Origin of the sequence: Pseudoalteromonas sp. B160 (genome assembly GCF_037162485.1) — a bacterium.
Lineage (GTDB): Bacteria > Pseudomonadota > Gammaproteobacteria > Enterobacterales > Alteromonadaceae > Pseudoalteromonas > Pseudoalteromonas rhizosphaerae.
Genome location: NZ_JARLUX010000001.1, coordinates 2226590 through 2242699, shown reverse-complemented (window position 1 = coordinate 2242699; position 16110 = coordinate 2226590). Strand labels below are relative to the sequence as shown.

Sequence of the window (16110 nt, the reverse complement as noted above, 5' to 3'; positions counted from 1 at the left end):
ATAAACGGTTTAAATCGCTCTATTTTTCAACACAAATCTAGCTGCTTCTGTAATACTTTCTTTAAAAACTACAAAACCAATAATTATACAAGCCCACCAGATAGAACTAGGTAATTCAGCTCCAAAAAAAGCATTAGATGCTGTTAATATAAGCAAAAAAACAATACTAAATAAACTTTACCATAGCCTCTTTTTCTCCATACTTTGTTAGAAAATTCTGTACGCAGAATAAAAAACACCAAAAATGATAGCGCCGTAGATATAGCCGCACCTGCAGCCCCTAGATTGGGAATTAAAAAATAGTTCCCCATAGCATTAATTATTAATGCAAAAATAGAGGCATACATTGAGAGTTTTGTCTTCTTAACGATTTGAATCCCCACACCTGTTACCTCTGAAAGCGTGTAAAGTAAAGGCGCTAATATACAAATACTTAGTAAATACTGAACAGCCGCATAACTTTTTCCGTCCAATAAGTACATTAATATCCAGGCGAAACAGCCTGAAAAAACAACCAAAAAATATACTGCAGCAAGCAGGTGCTCAAGAACATTATCTATTTTAGTAAAGTCGACTCTATTTTCACTTTGCCACTTATATACGAGAGGTGCCCACACAATGTTAAAAATACTGCCCACGAGCGCTGCACCTCCGGCAATACTAAGAGTTACGGAATAAACTCCTAAATCAGTGAAACCAGCCAACCAGCGCAAGAAAAATACATCTATGACCTTCATCCCCCAAAATGCTAGGCCAGCAAACACAAGTGGAAAGCCAAAATAAGACAACGAAATAAGCTCTTCTTTATTAATTTTTTCATTAAGTGCACCTTTTAACTCAAATCGGGTATTCCATGTGTAAATAAGCAGCACAGAAATAATTGACAGCATGTGAGCTGAAAGTAACACCTTAAAATCCAGGAGCTCTAAAAAGAAATAAGACAAAAATATAAAAAAAATGAAGAACAGTTTAGGTAGTACTTGGCTCATAGAGTATGCAAAAGATCGCTCTTGCATTCGCAATATTAGTGACAAGAACCTAGATAAAAAAGCTGACAAAAAGCAAATTATAGTCAGCAAAGATAAAGCGCTATCTTCAATAGAATAGACCCAGTTAGCTATTACATTACCATCAAAAGAATAGACAGCCAGTAAGCTCAAAAACATTAATAGTAGCCCAGGTAAAGTAACAGACTTAAACAAGCGAAACTTATTATCTGATTCGTGATATTCCCTTACATAAGCCTGGTCCAAGCCCAAACAAAATAGTAGTACCATTAAGCTGCTAACAACATGTAGTAGACTAACTCTCCCGACATCCTCAACAGAGTAGAACTTTGTTACTATGGGTAAGCTAATAAAACCCAATAGCGCAGAGCCTAATGGGCCAAGTGCATAACCAAGTAGCTTATTCTTACCCATTGTTAATCAAAATATCAGTATACCGATTAATAATTTTACTCGTGACCGCACTCTCACTGAATTTCTCATAACAATAATTCCGTATCGAGTCACTATTGTAACTGTCTAGTTTTTGGTAAACCTCTTCCATCGCTTGCGACATTAATATTGGATTATTTACAGCAACTAAACGTCCTACAGCATCAGATATTATTGACTCTGGTCCGCCACACTTTGTTGCTACTACAGGCTTACCTGAAGCAAGTGCCTCTATAACAACCACCCCAAAGGTTTCATATTCGCTTGGTAGTACAAATATGTCAGAGCGTAGCATTTCATCTTTGACTTGCTCTCTTGAAAGTTTACCTAAGAATGTCACTAAGTGCTGTAATTTTAACTCCTTGACTAGAGCACACAAATTTGACATTTCTGGGCCATCACCACCAATTTTAAGTTGAACATCTGAGCATTTTTTTTGGAGTTCAAAAAAAGCACGGATCAGGATATCAACTTTTTTCTTATCCAATAATGCGCAAACTGTTAGAAATGTAGTTTTATCATTATGATGGTAGTTTATGTTTTTTTCAGCTTTATTAAAGAATTCTTCATTCACAATATTTGGAATATATTCCCACTTATTTGTAAAATAAATACTATCCAATAATGTCTTAAATTCCTCACTAACAGCAATTATTGCTTTGGCTGAATTAATAATAGTCTTACTTCTTTGTATTTGTTTACTCGTAATTAAATTACGCGCAAAAGCGGAACTATGCTCAGTTAATACAAATGGCAATTTATATTTTTCACTTAAAAATTCAGCTAAAAATCCTGCTTTAAATATCGAATGGGCATGTATAATATCTGGCATACCATATTTAGCCACATATTGATTAAATAGATATTCCCCTCTTTTAACCCAACCAGTTGTGATCAACTTATCTAGTTTTGGTATTAAATTAGTATAAAAGTAACGGAAAGTAGGAAGGCCGCCATCAATTTCAACATCAAGCATAGGCCTGGTATATCCCTTAGCTAAAGAGCTAAAACCATTCATTTCCAGAGTAATTACACCAACTTTTAAATTTTGCCGCTGAAGAGCCTTGGCTTGCTCTCGAAAAAAGCTCCCTCTAGCATCATTTGCATCTTTTGGATACCAGGATGGAATCACTAATACGTGCAGTTTTTTTTCGATAGTCATAGCTTTTCAACACTCAAGTTAGATAGTCTATAAATAGCCGTGCATTGGCAAGCTAAACACAGATTTTGCCAACTTTTCAGCAATTGGAAAGTCGCCAGCTTGATACCCCAATTCCCTAAATGCGGTTTGCTCGTGCATACAGGTACCATAATATATCATGGTAGGTATACCTTGCTCTTTATAAGCCGCCATATCTGCATCACGATTTGCAGATACAAGCGTGTATTGCGCCCATGAGCTGACATAGCCTTCTGGTACTTGTGGTGTTTGATATGTATCTGACAATGCCTTCTCGTAGTTATCTGCAGCTTTGTTACGGTTAATCAACTCTGTTGGGAACGCTGCTAGCTTTTCAAGTAATATCGCTGCTTGAATGGTGTCTAGGCGGCTATTCATACCTATGCGTACGTTATCGTACTTGTCTTTTCCCTTACCATGTACACGGTATGATTTTAATAGCTCTGCATACTCATCATTATTTGTAAAAACAGCACCACCATCACCGTAACAACCCAGCGGCTTTGCTGGGAAAAAGCTGGTTGTGGCGATATCACCAAAACCACCAGCACGCTTACCATCAATACTACCGCCAAACCCTTGTGCGGCATCTTCTATTAGTTTTAGGTTGTATTTATCAGCAATTTTTTGAATTTCAAGGTAGTTCGCTGGCAAGCCAAACAAGTCAACCGCTATAATCGCTTTTGGGGTTAATTTACCTTCTGCCATTGTTGCTTGAATGCGTTTTTCTAAGTCTATTGGACAAATGTTGAATGTGGCTTCATCTGAATCCACAAATACTGGTGTTGCACCTTCGTAAGCAATGACCTCAGCTGTGGCAAAAAACGTAAATGTTGGGCAAAAACAGCATCGCCCGCTTTAATATCAAGCACCATCATAGCAAGTGTTAACGCATCGGTGCCGTTAGCGCATGTGATTGCATGTTTAACACCCACGTAGCTTGCAAGCTCTTCTTCAAGCTCTTGCACTTCTGGCCCCATAATATACTTGCCGTGGTCTAACACTGTTTTAATTCGCGCGTCTATTTTTGTTTTTAAGTATTGGTATTGCGCAGCTAAATCTATAAATTGCATTTTGATAACTTCTAAAATTATTTAATTGAGACCAAATCATTTTCTAATTGATATTGCTCGCCGGTGTGTTCACAAGTTGCGCTTGCATAACCTGTAAGGGGCAAATCCAACTGCTCACCATACTTGCTTATCCAACCGATTTGTTTGGCAGGCACGCCCACCATCAATGCAAATGCGGGGACATTTTTATTAATCACGGCACCCGCCCCCACTAATGAATACTCACCAATTGTTACACCACATACAATGGTGCAATTAGCGCCCAGTGTCGCGCCTTTTTTTACCAAGGTATCACGATATTCTGTTTTTCGCTCAATGAACGAACGCGGGTTATACACGTTAGTAAATACCATGCTTGGCCCGCAAAACACATCGTCTTCAATATGAACGTTATCGTAAACCGATACGTTATTTTGTATTTTGACGTTATTACCAATCCTGACTTTATTACCTATAAATACATTTTGCCCTAATGAGCATTTATCACCAATTTGGGCGCCACTACACACATGCACAAAATGCCAAACACGTGTGTCACTGCCTATTTTTGCGCCAGCATCAACAATAGCGCTTTCATGCACATGGTAGTTCATGATTATAATACCTTTGAAAGTAATGGATGCGCTTTGCTGCCTGCCTCTGCAACTGGCATTTCACGGATTTTTTCAACCGTTTCAATCGCGACACGGTTTTCATCAATACCAAAGCCGTTACCCGCTAAGATATTTTGATAACTCTGTGTATGTAAATCAGTGAAGCCACCTGAAAACTCGAGCTCTTCAGTATTATTACCGTCATTAATAGTAATACTACGGTAGGTCAGTTTTTCACCCTTAACCGCATTTTCAGGTAAATTATTCGAATCAATAGATAAGAACCATTTAACGCGTGCACGTTCATACTCAAGGTAGCCGCTAGATGTTTTTTCATCTCTAAAATGAACCTCATTATGTTTCAGGTCACCAAAAATAAAATGCAGCATATCGTAAAAGTGCACACCGATATTAGTCGCTACACCGCCCGATTTATGGTCGAAACCTTTCCATGATTTCATGTACCATTTACCGCGCGAGGTCATATAGGTTAGGTCAACATCAAAGACTTTATCCGCAGGGGCTGCAACCACTTTTTCTTTTAAGGCAATAATTGACGGATGCAGTCTTAATTGCAGTATGGAGTTTACGTTTGCGCCATATTTTTCTTCATACTCTTTTAGAATATCCATATCTTCAGAGTGCAGTACCAATGGTTTTTCGCAAATTACGTCAATACCATTTTTAAGTGCATATTTCATGTGCGGTGCATGCAAGTAGTTAGGACTACAAATAGCGATATAATCAAGCTTTTGGCCTTTCATATCACAGTCTTCAACAAAGGCGGTAAAGTCTTCAAATTCGGTAAAAAACTCAGCATCAGGAAAGTGACTGTCCATAATACCCACTGAATCATTGATATCCATAGCGACAAGTAGGTTGTGACCTGTTTCTTTAATTGCTTTTAAGTGGCGTGGAGCAATGTAACCGGAGGCACCAATAAGGGCGAAATTTTTCATCTTAAAATCCTTTCTTATAATCTAATGTCTGAGTCTTTAGGGCCAAATACATGTTTTACATCGTATAGTACGTGCTTGTCCTTACCTAGTTTACGGATAACTTCTACGCCCATTTTTTTAAATTCACTGTGGTCAACCGCTAACACGATGCCATCGTAGTGATTTTCTTTTAATGAGCTAATTAGAGACAGACCGTATTCATGCTCAACTTCTGCAGGGTTCGCCCAGCCGTCATAAACGTCAACACTCATATTAAAATCATTAAGCTCATTTACAATATCTATAATTTTTGTATTACGTACATCGGGGCAATCGCCTTTGAAGGTAAAACCTAATACCAACACTTTCGCTTCATCGATGTGAATCTTTTGGCTTGAAAGTTTTTTTACTAATTGAGTTGCAACATACTCGCCCATACCATCATTAATACGACGGCCCGCTAAAATGACTTCGGGACGGTACCCTACCTCTTGCGCTTTATGAGTTAAGTAATAAGGGTCAACACTAATACAATGCCCCCCACTAGACCAGGTTTAAACCTTAAGAAGTTCCACTTTGTACCCGCAGCATTTAATACTTCTTCTGTATCAATGCCAAGGCGGTTAAATATCTTTGCAAATTCATTAATAATTGCGATATTTAAGTCACGTTGCGTATTCTCAATTACCTTCGCAGCTTCTGCCACTTTTATAGAGCCAGCTAAATGCGTGCCTGCAGTGATAATTGAGCCATATAAATTATTAACAAAATCGCCAACTTCAGGAGTAGAGCCCGAAGTAATTTTCATTATCTTTGTTAGTGTATTTACTTTATCACCTGGATTAATACGCTCTGGTGAGTATCCTGCAAAAAAGTCTTGATTGAATACGAGCCCTGATACCTTTTCAATTATCGGTAAACACACTTCTTCGGTTGCACCGGGATACACTGTAGATTCATAGATGACCACATCACCTTGTTTAACAAATTCACCTAACAATTCTGATGCCTTACGTAATGGCGTTAAATCTGGCGCATTACTCTCATCAATAGGTGTCGGTACTGTTACTATATAAACATTACATTCTGCTAAATCTTGCTTGTTGCAAGAGAAGGTTAGATTTTTTACGTCAGCAAGTTCGTTATCACTTACTTCTAATGTAGCATCATGACCTGCTTCTAATTCATCAACACGCTTTTGGTTAATGTCAAAGCCTAAAACCGGATATTTCTTACCGAACTCAACTGCTAATGGAAGGCCTACGTAACCTAAGCCAATTACTGCTATTTTCATTTCATTGGTAACGAAGACATTTGATATTTCATTGCGCATTAACTTTCAACTCTGCTTTTAAACTTATTAATAAAACGACTAAACTTCCATGCATACATAATTACTGATGTATAAGCGATAAAAGTTATTACAAAAATGAAGAGCATTAAACTTTCAGGCGTATTATTAACTTCTAATAACAAACCGATTAACGCAAATAGTAATGATCCAGACCAAAGTAGGTAAAGGGTTTGTTGAGATGTAAACCCTGATTTTATAAAAATGTGATGTATATGCTCACGATCAGCCTTAAATGGCGACCTTCCTTTTTTAATTCTACGGAACATTAAAGCAATCATATCTATCAATGGCAAACCTATAATATATAAACCGACAATCGGCCTATAAGATGTATCTGTGTTTTGTTGTTCAACATTTTGTATAAACAGCCAAAGCAAAGCAAAACCTATAAGCATTGAGCCTGCATCACCCATAAACACTTTTATTTTAGTGCAAGGAAAGATCCCCAAATTAGCGAACAAAAAGGAATTAAACAACATATAAATAACGCACAAGCTTGAAATAAATAAGCATTATCATAATAAAACCCAAGGAATGCTAGACTACCAAATGCTGTGATCGAAATACTTCCTAGCAGCCCATCAATCCCATCAATCATATTGAACGCATTAATAGCACCTACAATTAGGAAGAAACTAAAGATAATACCAGCGTCACCCAAATGCACATCACCCAACGTGAAAAGGTTTCCCAAGTTTTCGATGTAAAATCCTAGCCCATAAATCAGAAACGATGAAATAATAAACTGACCTATCAACCTAGAACGTACCGACAAATCATATTTATCATCTAGCACACCAATATAAACCATTAACGAAGAAGCAATTATAAATAGGTACAATTCATTAGAAGGTGGTGCGAAAAACAACATAGAAATTGAGTAACTAATAAAAATACTAAGCCCCCTATTAGAGGGATATTTCCTACATGTTTTTTTCTTTCACATGGGCGATCAACTAACCCTAACCAATTTACAAGTCGGTACAAGATCGCAATAAGTACAAAAGAAATAACAATCGCAAATAAATATTTCATTTAAAAAACCTAATTGATCTTTTAACGGCACCATTTACTGTATTTGAAACAATAAATGAAAATAAAAAATACAGCACCTTAAATACTACTAATAGCAGCAACTGCTACACCTAGCTGATAAATGATCTGTGTTGCTGTACTCCATAGAGTCAAGTTATCCATATAACCAGAATTTAATGGAACAACGATTGTGTCACCAGCTTCTAGCATTTGTGAATCATTGACAGCAAACCAACTTCCTGAATTTGGAATTTTTACTGAACCATTGGCTTTAATAATGTATATACGCCCATCATCAGCGCGCTCTTTTAAACCACCACTAAGGGCGATGTAATCATTATATGAAATACCCGGTTTAAATAAGTGAGATGTGGCATAGTTTACTTCGCCTATTACACTGATAGAGTCACGCTTACTTGGCACATATAAAGTATCGCCGTCTTGCAGAACCAGCTTTTGTTTATCTTCAACGATTAAAGGAAGATCAATAACGAGTCGCCCTACCGCTTCTATATCTGCTAAGTCGATAAGTAACTTGTTCATCTCATCGTACGATAACGTTCTGGCGCCTTTCTCAAAGCTTTTTTGCGCAAGATCACGACGTAACTCTTCTGATAACTTAGTTAATTGCTGCTGCTCTTGTTTACGAATCGACTCGCGTGTGAAAATCGCAGCCTTTTCTTCAGCAAACTCTGAGAACCCACCTGCGCGCTCTAGTAGGTTAGTCAATGTTTCACCACGACGAATTGTATAAATTCCAGGGAATTTAACTTCACCTTTTAACTCAACTTTTACATTTTCTTGCCAGTTAGGGATTGAGAATACATTTAAACTATCTTTACTTCGCAGTTTTCGGTTATCACCAAGTTCCCCTAGCATAGCTTTATGTAAATTAAACTTTATGTGCTCGACTTTAGAAGCATCACCAGCTAATAACCGGGTAATTTCAGCTTGCTCTGTATAAGCAGATTCAAGTAACCCACCTGCGGCTATAATTAGTTCGTTAACTTCAGCGCCTACTGTTAATGGATATACACCTGGGTAAGCAACGTGACCATTTATTTCAATTAACTGCATGGCTTGAGTTACTGAAGCTTGCTGTTTTAATTTAGCTTTGATTGGTTTTAATATGTTGTAGCGACTAAAGATTGAATAATCTTCAGGCGCAAGCTCAGCAGCCTCTTCAGCCGCTTTTCTTTGCTTGGCCAATTGAGCAATAGTTAAATTGGCGCCGTCATCAGGCTTTTTGAAAGGATCTTCACTTTGAATAACCCCTATGTATTTTTCGAATTCTTTCTTTTGATACTTATGCCACTGCTCAACTTTGATTTGTTGTTGCTGTTGTTTTTCGGTCAGTGCCATATTTGTTAGCGCTAACTCTTCAGCTTCTTTTGCTTCAAAGCGGCTAAAAACTAATAACTTGTCATTTGCTTGCAACTCTAAATCGTGTTCAGCTGCTTTTACAATCGCTTGCGCAATATCAAATTGATACACCTCAATATCGCCTGCAATATTGATTTCACGCACTAACAAAGCATAACTAAGGTCAGCTTGTGGTAACAAATCACCACGAACAGACGTAAATACATCAGAAATACGCTTACCTTGATGCCATTGATAACTTCCTGGGCGAGCTACTGCACCAATAACGGTAATTGAGTTTTGAATCTGTAAACTTACCGGATTAAAACGGATTCTGTCGCCATCTTGCGGAATATAGTTGATATCGTTAACACTAAAATCGACTGATAAAATTTCTTTTGCATTGTAATTATTAAAGCGCTCGATAATTGCTTTTTGTGCATACGCTTCTGGCTTTAAGCCACCGGCCATTTTCAATATATCTTGGGCAGTTTCATTATTTTTTATTTCAAAGATTGCAGGACGTTTAACCAGCCCTTCAACAGCAACTTGGGCCCCTACGGGTGGAACAAAAACCACATCGCCTGATTTTAAAGTGATATCGTTTCTACTATCACCTTTAATCAGTAATTCATACAGATCAAAGTTTGCAATGACTTTACCAGCACGTTTTACTTGAATATTACGTAAGGATGCAATGTCTGATACACCACCACTAATAAAAAGTGCATGCGATACTGTGGTCAACGACGATACGCTATAACTACCCGGCTTATATGCTTCACCTAACACTAAAATACGCATACTGCGCAATTGACCTAAAGATACAAACGCTTTTACGCCTATAATTTCTTGTTCAACTTTAGCTTTAATAAGTTCTTTTATTTCACCAAATGTAAGCCCAGCAACGGTGACAGGGCTTAAGTTAGGTATATTAATTCTTCCTTCACGATCCACTACAACTTCGTAGCTTTCACTTTCTTTACCATAAAAGTTAATTTTTAGTTGATCACCGCGGCCAATTAAATATGTTTCTGGTACAGCCGCATTTTCACTTGGCATGAAGGTCGTAGGCTCACCAGAGAATAACTCGTAACCAAAAGGCTTGATTTCATCTCTTTGTGGATCAAAGCGTTCTTCGTCTGTTAAAACTGGCTCTTCTTGTTCTTGACGCGGATAAACAGTTTGTTGTTCTTCTGCTGCTGCGCTAGGTGATGATTGATTACCAGTGATACTCGTTAGATCAACACCATATTGCATAGCAAGTGCTTCTTGCTGCGCTTTCGGTAGCTTTTTAAATTGTTCAATTTGCGATGCAGTAGGAGTGAAAGCAAATGCAGATGCAGTCGTTAGCAGTAAAAAAAATATTAAAAATCGTTTAAAAAGCATCACAAGTAGGTTTTTCCTAGAACAACGGCCAAAAGATTGGCTATTCTACATTATTTACAAACAAATAAAAAAGGGACTTACGTCCCTTTATTACAGTTAAATGTCACTAAACGAGGCTTAATTGTTAAAAACTGTAAACCAATGTCAGCGACGTTTCTGTGTCTGTGCTTTCTTTGTCGTCAGCAACAACTGAGTTGTTAGTAATGTTATAAGCAACCTTCATTTGTAATGAACCGTTGATTTTAGCTAAAAGCGCTGTTTCTGAGCGTGTTTTAGTGTTGGTATCACCGTATTCGACTGAAACTAACTGAGTAAGCTTTGCGTTATCAGAAATTTGCCAATTATAATCAAGCTTACCTAGAGCGATAACCTCACCTTCACGCTCACCCGCTAAAGAGTTACCATTTTCATCAACTTCGGTACTCGTATCAGGATATTGAAAGTACTTATAACCAGGACCAATTTCAGCATTTAACCACATGTCAGAGCGGTCTAATAAACGTTGACCATAACCCGCTGAAATAACCGACTCACTACGATAAGCACCAAAGTAATCAGAAACGTGTGAACCATAAACATATAAATGCGCATGCTCTTCATTTAACTTATAGTTACCTTGTACTGATAACGAGTATTTTTCGTTAGTACGTTGCGTTTCTTTTATACCAGCATCATTCTCAACGTCGTCTTCTTTATAAAGACCGTTAATTTTATACTCGTTGTTCCAGCTTTCTAAGTTATGTAACGCCTTGATGCCGCCTTTAAGGGTGGTTGTTTCTGTATTACCGCTGGTAATAATTGCACCTAGCTCACTGGTAACTTCCCATGTTTTAGTATCTTCAGCGAATGCGTTAGTTGCAGCAGATGCTGCAACTAAAATTGATAAAAGCTTTAATTTCATTAAAAAATAACCTTTGCTACTTGTTTGGTTGATTAATCTTGCTTGTGAAGGTGAACATCCATTTGCGGAAATGGAATAGTGATATCCGCATCATCTAATGCGATTTTAATGTTCTCAATTAAAGACCAATAAGTTGGCCAGTAATCGCCTGAGTTAACCCAAGGACGCACAATGAAGTTTACGCTTGAATCTGCAAGCTCTGACACTGATACGTTATAAGCTGGATCTTTAAGAATGCGTGACTCTTGATCTAGGACTGATTTAAGTACTTCTTTTGCTTTGCGTAAGTCTGCATCGTAACCAACACCAATAACTAGATCGATACGGCGAGTTGATTCGCGCGAGTAATTAATAATTGAGTCAGACATAATTTTAGAGTTTGGCATGATGATAACTTTGTTATCTGGTGTGCGTAGTTCAGTAGAGAAAATTTCGATTTTTTTCACTGTACCAGCTTTACCGCCAGCTTCGACATAATCACCCGATTTGAAAGGACGAAGTAATATAATAAGTACGCCAGATGCGAAGTTAGATAGTGAACCTTGAAGTGCTAAGCCAACTGCTAAGCCTGCAGCACCTAAAATAGCGATAAATGAAGTGGTTTCTATGCCTATTTGTGACAATGCCATTAAGATTGTTGCCATAAATACGATGGCATAAACAATGCTAGATACGAACGAACCTACAGCTTTATCTACTTTCTTTTTGTCGAATGCTTTTTCAGTTAGGTTAGAGCAAAATTTTGCAACACGACCACCCAGTAAAAAGATCACCAATGCAATTACAGCTTGAATGCCATAATGCAAAATCAAACCTGAGTTTTCGTTTATCCAGTTAAGTATTGTATCCATTATCACTCCTGATATTCAGTATTAAGCAGTTTGCTGGTTAAATTATATCTGATTTCAATTTATTATTTAATTAATTAATCTATTTATCTTTAAAAGAACATCTTTAGGGTTAATTTTTATTTTACCCAACCAGATAAAAAACGATTTAAACATTCATTCTCTGACTACTTTACGAACAAAAACATTCAATTTTAAATTTTTTTCACTTTTTTTGCTCTTAACCCTTCACAAGATTTATTATTTTATGTATTATCCGCGCCACACCAAACAAGGTGTGTTGTGGCGGTTGTAGCTCAGTTGGTAGAGCCCGGATTGTGATTCCGGTTGTCGCGGGTTCAAGCCCCGTCAATCGCCCCATCTTTTCCCTTCTTAATTTCAATATCAAATACGTCTTAAAATTTCATCCTATTGATTAATTCATATTAAGCACAAGCCAAAAATAATGGCTGAAACCTGTTCCTACAAGAAATATACACACATGCATTATCCCGTAGGTGAGCGCTTTAGCGCCGATTAGCTTTTGCATATAACCTAAGCCTAAACACAATCACGGCTGAAGCCTGTTCCTACAAGAAATATACACACATGCACCATCCCGTAGGAGAGCGCTTTAGCGCCGATTGGTTGTTGCATATAACCTAAGCCTAAACACAATCACGGCTGAAGCCTGTTCCCACAAGCAACATACACACACTCCCCCCGTAGGAGAGCGCTTTAGCGCCGATCAGCTTTTGCGTATAACCTAAGCTTAAACACAATCACGGCTGAAGCCTGCTCCTACAAGAAATATACACACATGCACCATCCCGTAGGAGAGCGCTTTAGCGCCGATTGCATAATTTAATCTATACTTCATTAAACCGTTTTATATTTAAAGGATTAAAATGAAACTTCGGTCACAGCAGCTACGTCAACATCGTCACTCTATTATTAACCATTATTATTCTGTGACCACATGTACACATCAACGAGTTAAATTATTTAAAGATTTTTGTAATGCGCGAATTCTAATACGCTCACTAAAACAATCTGATTTAAATGGCTTAACTAAAACAATTTGCTTTGTAATAATGCCTGATCATATGCATTGGTTATTGCAGCTGAAAACACAAGATTCGCTATCTTCGGTGGTGGCTAAAGTAAAAGGGCGTACATCATTTCTCATGCACAAAGCTAAAAATGAGCAAATTTGGCAAGCTGGTTTCTACGATTCATTAATTCGAGATGAAGAACATTTATTACATCAAGCAAGATACATAGCTGCCAACCCAATGAGAGCCGGTATTGTTGACAACCTTGGAAGTTATCCCCATTGGGATTGTATTTATTTAAACCCCTCTGAACATGATTAACACAATCACGGCTGAAGCCTGTTCCTACAAGCAACATACAATACACATGCATTACTCGTAGGAGAGTGCTTTAGCGCCGATCAGCTTTTGCATATAACCTAAGCCTAAACACAATCACGGCTGAAGCCTGCTCCCACAAGCAACATACACATGCATTATCCCGTAGTAGAGCGCTTTAGCGCCGATTAGCTTTTGCATATAACCTAAGCCTAAACACAATCACGGCTGAAGCCTGTTCCCACAATCAACATACAATACACACATGACCTCGTAGGAGAGCGCTTTAGCGCCGATCAGCTGTTGCATATAACCTAAGCCTAAACATAATCACGGCTGAAGCCTGTTCCTACAAGCAACATACACACACATGACCTCGTAGGAGAGCGCTTTAGCGCCGATTAGCTGTTGCGTATAACCTAAGCTTAAACACAATCACGGCTGAAGCCTGTTCCTACAAGAAATATACACACATGCACCATCCCGTAGGAGAGCGCTTTAGCGCCGATTAGTTGTTGCATATAACCTAAGCCTAAACATAATCACGGCTGAAGCCTGTTCCTACAAGAAATATACACACATGCATTATCCCGTAGGAGAGCGCTTTAGCGCCGATTAGCTTTTACATATAACCTAGGTCTAAACATAATCACGGCTGAAGCCTGCTCCCACAAGCAACATACACATGCATTATCCCGTAGTAGAGCGCTTTAGCGCCGATCAGCTGTTGTATATAACCTAAGCCTATGCATAATCACGGCTGAAGCCTGTTCCTACAATAAACATACAATATATACACATGACCTCGTAGGAGAGCGCTTTAGCGCCGATTAGCTGTTGTATATAACCTAAGCCTAAACACAATCACGGCTGAAGCCTGTTCCTACAAGCAACATACACATGCATTATTCCGTAGGAGAGCGCTTTAGCGCCGATCAGCTTTTGCCTATAACCTAAGCTTAAACACAATCACGGCTGAAGCCTGCTCCTACAAGAAATATACACACATGCACCATCCCGTAGGAGAGCGCTTTAGCGCCGATTAGCGTACCCTCGCTAACTTTACTCTCGCCAGCTCGCAAGCTACTTTCTTGCAGACAAAAAAATGCCACCTTTCGGTGGCATTACACACGGGATTATTTCTACATTATAGAAATTCTTTTCAAAAATAAGGTTCTAGGTTCTAGGTTCTAGGTTCTAGGTTCTAGGTTCTAGGTTCTAGGTTCTAGGTTCTAGGTTCTAGGTTCTAGGTTCTAGGTTCTACAAAGCTAAACTTTTACCTTGAACCTTTCAACTTTAATCTTATTTCCAGCTTTTCATCTTGTGCCCTTTAACAGCATAGAAAAGGATGAATAAATAACAAGGTAACATTACGATATAAGCGCCCTGCTGAGCCTCGGCAGAATCCACACCACCGCTTGCTAGACCCCAAAATAGTGGTCCAAACGCACCACCGGCGATACCCATTACAAGCAGACCAGAACCAACACTGGTTAATTTACCTAACCCAGACAACGCTAACGGCCATACCGCAGGCCATACAATAGCATTCGCAAATCCTAACACAGCTATCATCAATAGTGTATCTGGTAATTGTACCTCTAAACCAAGCGCTGTTGCGACAACCACTGAACTAGTATCGCTAAATACCACGGCAAGGGTTAGTACGCAACCTAAAATAGCAGACAAACTCAATGCAGTTTGCTGCGAAATAACACGTGGTATAAGTGCAATACCTAAGATATAACCCAGCACCATACAAGCCATCGTATAAGAGGTCATGACACTATATTTTTCAACACCTAGCGATAACGCAAAAGTACCAATGGTATCGCCTGCAATCACCTCCACGGCTACATAAACGAACAAAGCAAGCACACCTAGTGCAAGACTTGGATGGGAAAGCGCTTCTTTTACTTGCCCTTTAGCACCTTGCTCCTCATCATCAACAAGCTCTGGTAATGGCATCTTTGTCACGGCAAATGCCAGTGCACCAATAAATAGCGCTAACCCTAAATAAGGGTAAATTAAACTATTCGCCATTGAATCAATTTCAGCTTGTGATAAATCTTTACCAACGAGGCCAGTAAAATCACTTAAAATTAATGCTGTAAAAACGATTGGCGCAATCACGCCTGCGCCTTTATTTAATATCCCCATGATACTAACACGTGCAGCAGCTGACTCTTCAGGCCCAATCCTAACAACATACGGATTTACTGCTGTTTGCAACAAGGTTTGACCAGCCCCCATAACCAACTGCGCAAATAAAAACAAAGCAAACACTTGAGTTTTTGCAGCTGGAATAAATAACAAACCTGCCACCATCATGGTTGCCATACCGAGTGCCATACCATTTTTATAACCAACTTTACGAATGATCATTGCCGATGGCACTGCAGTAAAAGTAACAGCTATATAAAACGAGAATAAAATCAGTGACGCTTGAAATGGACTAAGCTGTAATACTTGTTTTAAGTATGGCATTAGTGAACCGTTCAACCAGGTTGCAAAACCTAGGATGAAGAATAAAGTGGCAACAATGGCCATGGGTATAAAGTTACTTTGTTTGTTTATTTTTGACACAGTGGCTTCCATAAAACTTCTTCTTGTTGCGAGCTATCGTTGTAATTATTTATTGCAATT

The 16110-nt window shown here is 38.5% G+C and carries 11 protein-coding genes, 1 tRNA gene and 2 pseudogenes; 2 read left to right on the top strand and 12 right to left on the bottom strand.

Annotated elements, in window-relative coordinates; genetic code table 11:
• Positions 1–143: 143 nt before the first annotated feature.
• From P4S61_RS10380 to P4S61_RS10330, 11 genes and pseudogenes are all read right to left on the bottom strand, one after another.
• Positions 144–1421, bottom strand: a complete 1278-nt coding sequence (locus P4S61_RS10380) for a lipopolysaccharide biosynthesis protein (protein WP_337118230.1) — start codon at positions 1419–1421, stop codon at positions 144–146.
• Complete coding sequence (locus tag P4S61_RS10375; RefSeq protein ID WP_182759028.1) at positions 1414–2601, bottom strand: glycosyltransferase; 1188 nt, start codon at positions 2599–2601, stop codon at positions 1414–1416. The genes P4S61_RS10380 and P4S61_RS10375 overlap by 8 nt, the downstream gene beginning before the upstream one ends.
• A gap of 27 nt (positions 2602–2628) precedes the next feature.
• A pseudogene (locus tag P4S61_RS10370) lies at positions 2629–3599 on the bottom strand (DegT/DnrJ/EryC1/StrS family aminotransferase).
• A gap of 110 nt (positions 3600–3709) precedes the next feature.
• The gene (locus tag P4S61_RS10365; RefSeq protein WP_337118229.1) at positions 3710–4285 is read right to left on the bottom strand and encodes an acyltransferase; all 576 of its coding nucleotides are present in this window, start codon (positions 4283–4285) and stop codon (positions 3710–3712) included.
• A gap of 2 nt (positions 4286–4287) precedes the next feature.
• Positions 4288–5244: a Gfo/Idh/MocA family oxidoreductase gene (locus P4S61_RS10360; RefSeq protein ID WP_337118228.1), complete on the bottom strand. Its 957-nt coding sequence runs from the start codon at positions 5242–5244 to the stop codon at positions 4288–4290.
• A gap of 14 nt (positions 5245–5258) precedes the next feature.
• Positions 5259–6556: pseudogene (gene tviB / locus P4S61_RS10355) on the bottom strand (Vi polysaccharide biosynthesis UDP-N-acetylglucosamine C-6 dehydrogenase TviB).
• Positions 6556–6990, bottom strand: coding sequence for a hypothetical protein (locus P4S61_RS10350; protein ID WP_337118227.1), 435 nt, complete (start codon positions 6988–6990; stop codon positions 6556–6558). Before P4S61_RS10350 ends, tviB begins: the two are co-directional and overlap by 1 nt.
• Before the next feature lie 8 nt (positions 6991–6998).
• Positions 6999–7448: an MraY family glycosyltransferase gene (locus tag P4S61_RS10345; protein ID WP_337118226.1), complete on the bottom strand. Its 450-nt coding sequence runs from the start codon at positions 7446–7448 to the stop codon at positions 6999–7001.
• 242 nt (positions 7449–7690) lie between these two features.
• On the bottom strand, positions 7691–10366 hold the full coding sequence (locus P4S61_RS10340; RefSeq protein ID WP_182759022.1) for an SLBB domain-containing protein: 2676 nt from the start codon (positions 10364–10366) through the stop codon (positions 7691–7693).
• Between the two features lie 121 nt (positions 10367–10487).
• Entirely contained in the window at positions 10488–11264 is a 777-nt protein-coding gene (locus P4S61_RS10335) for a DUF481 domain-containing protein (RefSeq protein ID WP_145236566.1), read from the bottom strand.
• Between the two features lie 32 nt (positions 11265–11296).
• Positions 11297–12115 (bottom strand): mechanosensitive ion channel family protein, encoded by an 819-nt coding sequence (locus tag P4S61_RS10330; protein WP_145236563.1) that lies wholly within the window; start codon positions 12113–12115, stop codon positions 11297–11299.
• Between the two features lie 282 nt (positions 12116–12397).
• On the opposite strand from P4S61_RS10330, the gene P4S61_RS10325 reads away from it, so the two are divergent.
• Positions 12398–12472 (top strand) — tRNA-His (locus P4S61_RS10325).
• A 527-nt stretch (positions 12473–12999) separates the two neighbouring features.
• Positions 13000–13467, top strand: a complete 468-nt coding sequence (locus tag P4S61_RS10320) for an REP-associated tyrosine transposase (RefSeq protein ID WP_337118225.1) — start codon at positions 13000–13002, stop codon at positions 13465–13467.
• 1299 nt (positions 13468–14766) lie between these two features.
• On the opposite strand, the gene nagP is transcribed toward P4S61_RS10320, so the two are convergent.
• Positions 14767–16062, bottom strand: coding sequence for an N-acetylglucosamine MFS transporter NagP (gene nagP, locus P4S61_RS10315; RefSeq protein ID WP_145236559.1), 1296 nt, complete (start codon positions 16060–16062; stop codon positions 14767–14769).
• Between the last annotated feature and the right edge of the window lie 48 nt (positions 16063–16110).

Bases quoted from the DNA above. Each gene is read 5' to 3' on its own strand.
- P4S61_RS10380 (WP_337118230.1), bottom strand. From the start codon at position 1,421: ATGGGTAAGAATAAGCTACTTGGTTATGCACTTGGCCCATTAGGCTCT.
- P4S61_RS10375 (WP_182759028.1), bottom strand. From the start codon at position 2,601: ATGACTATCGAAAAAAAACTGCACGTATTAGTGATTCCATCCTGGTAT.
- P4S61_RS10365 (WP_337118229.1), bottom strand. From the start codon at position 4,285: ATGAACTACCATGTGCATGAAAGCGCTATTGTTGATGCTGGCGCAAAA.
- P4S61_RS10360 (WP_337118228.1), bottom strand. From the start codon at position 5,244: ATGAAAAATTTCGCCCTTATTGGTGCCTCCGGTTACATTGCTCCACGC.
- P4S61_RS10350 (WP_337118227.1), bottom strand. From the start codon at position 6,990: ATGGGTGATGCAGGCTCAATGCTTATAGGTTTTGCTTTGCTTTGGCTG.
- P4S61_RS10345 (WP_337118226.1), bottom strand. From the start codon at position 7,448: ATGTTGTTTTTCGCACCACCTTCTAATGAATTGTACCTATTTATAATT.
- P4S61_RS10335 (WP_145236566.1), bottom strand. From the start codon at position 11,264: ATGAAATTAAAGCTTTTATCAATTTTAGTTGCAGCATCTGCTGCAACT.
- P4S61_RS10330 (WP_145236563.1), bottom strand. From the start codon at position 12,115: ATGGATACAATACTTAACTGGATAAACGAAAACTCAGGTTTGATTTTG.
- P4S61_RS10320 (WP_337118225.1), top strand. From the start codon at position 13,000: ATGAAACTTCGGTCACAGCAGCTACGTCAACATCGTCACTCTATTATT.
- nagP (WP_145236559.1), bottom strand. From the start codon at position 16,062: ATGGAAGCCACTGTGTCAAAAATAAACAAACAAAGTAACTTTATACCC.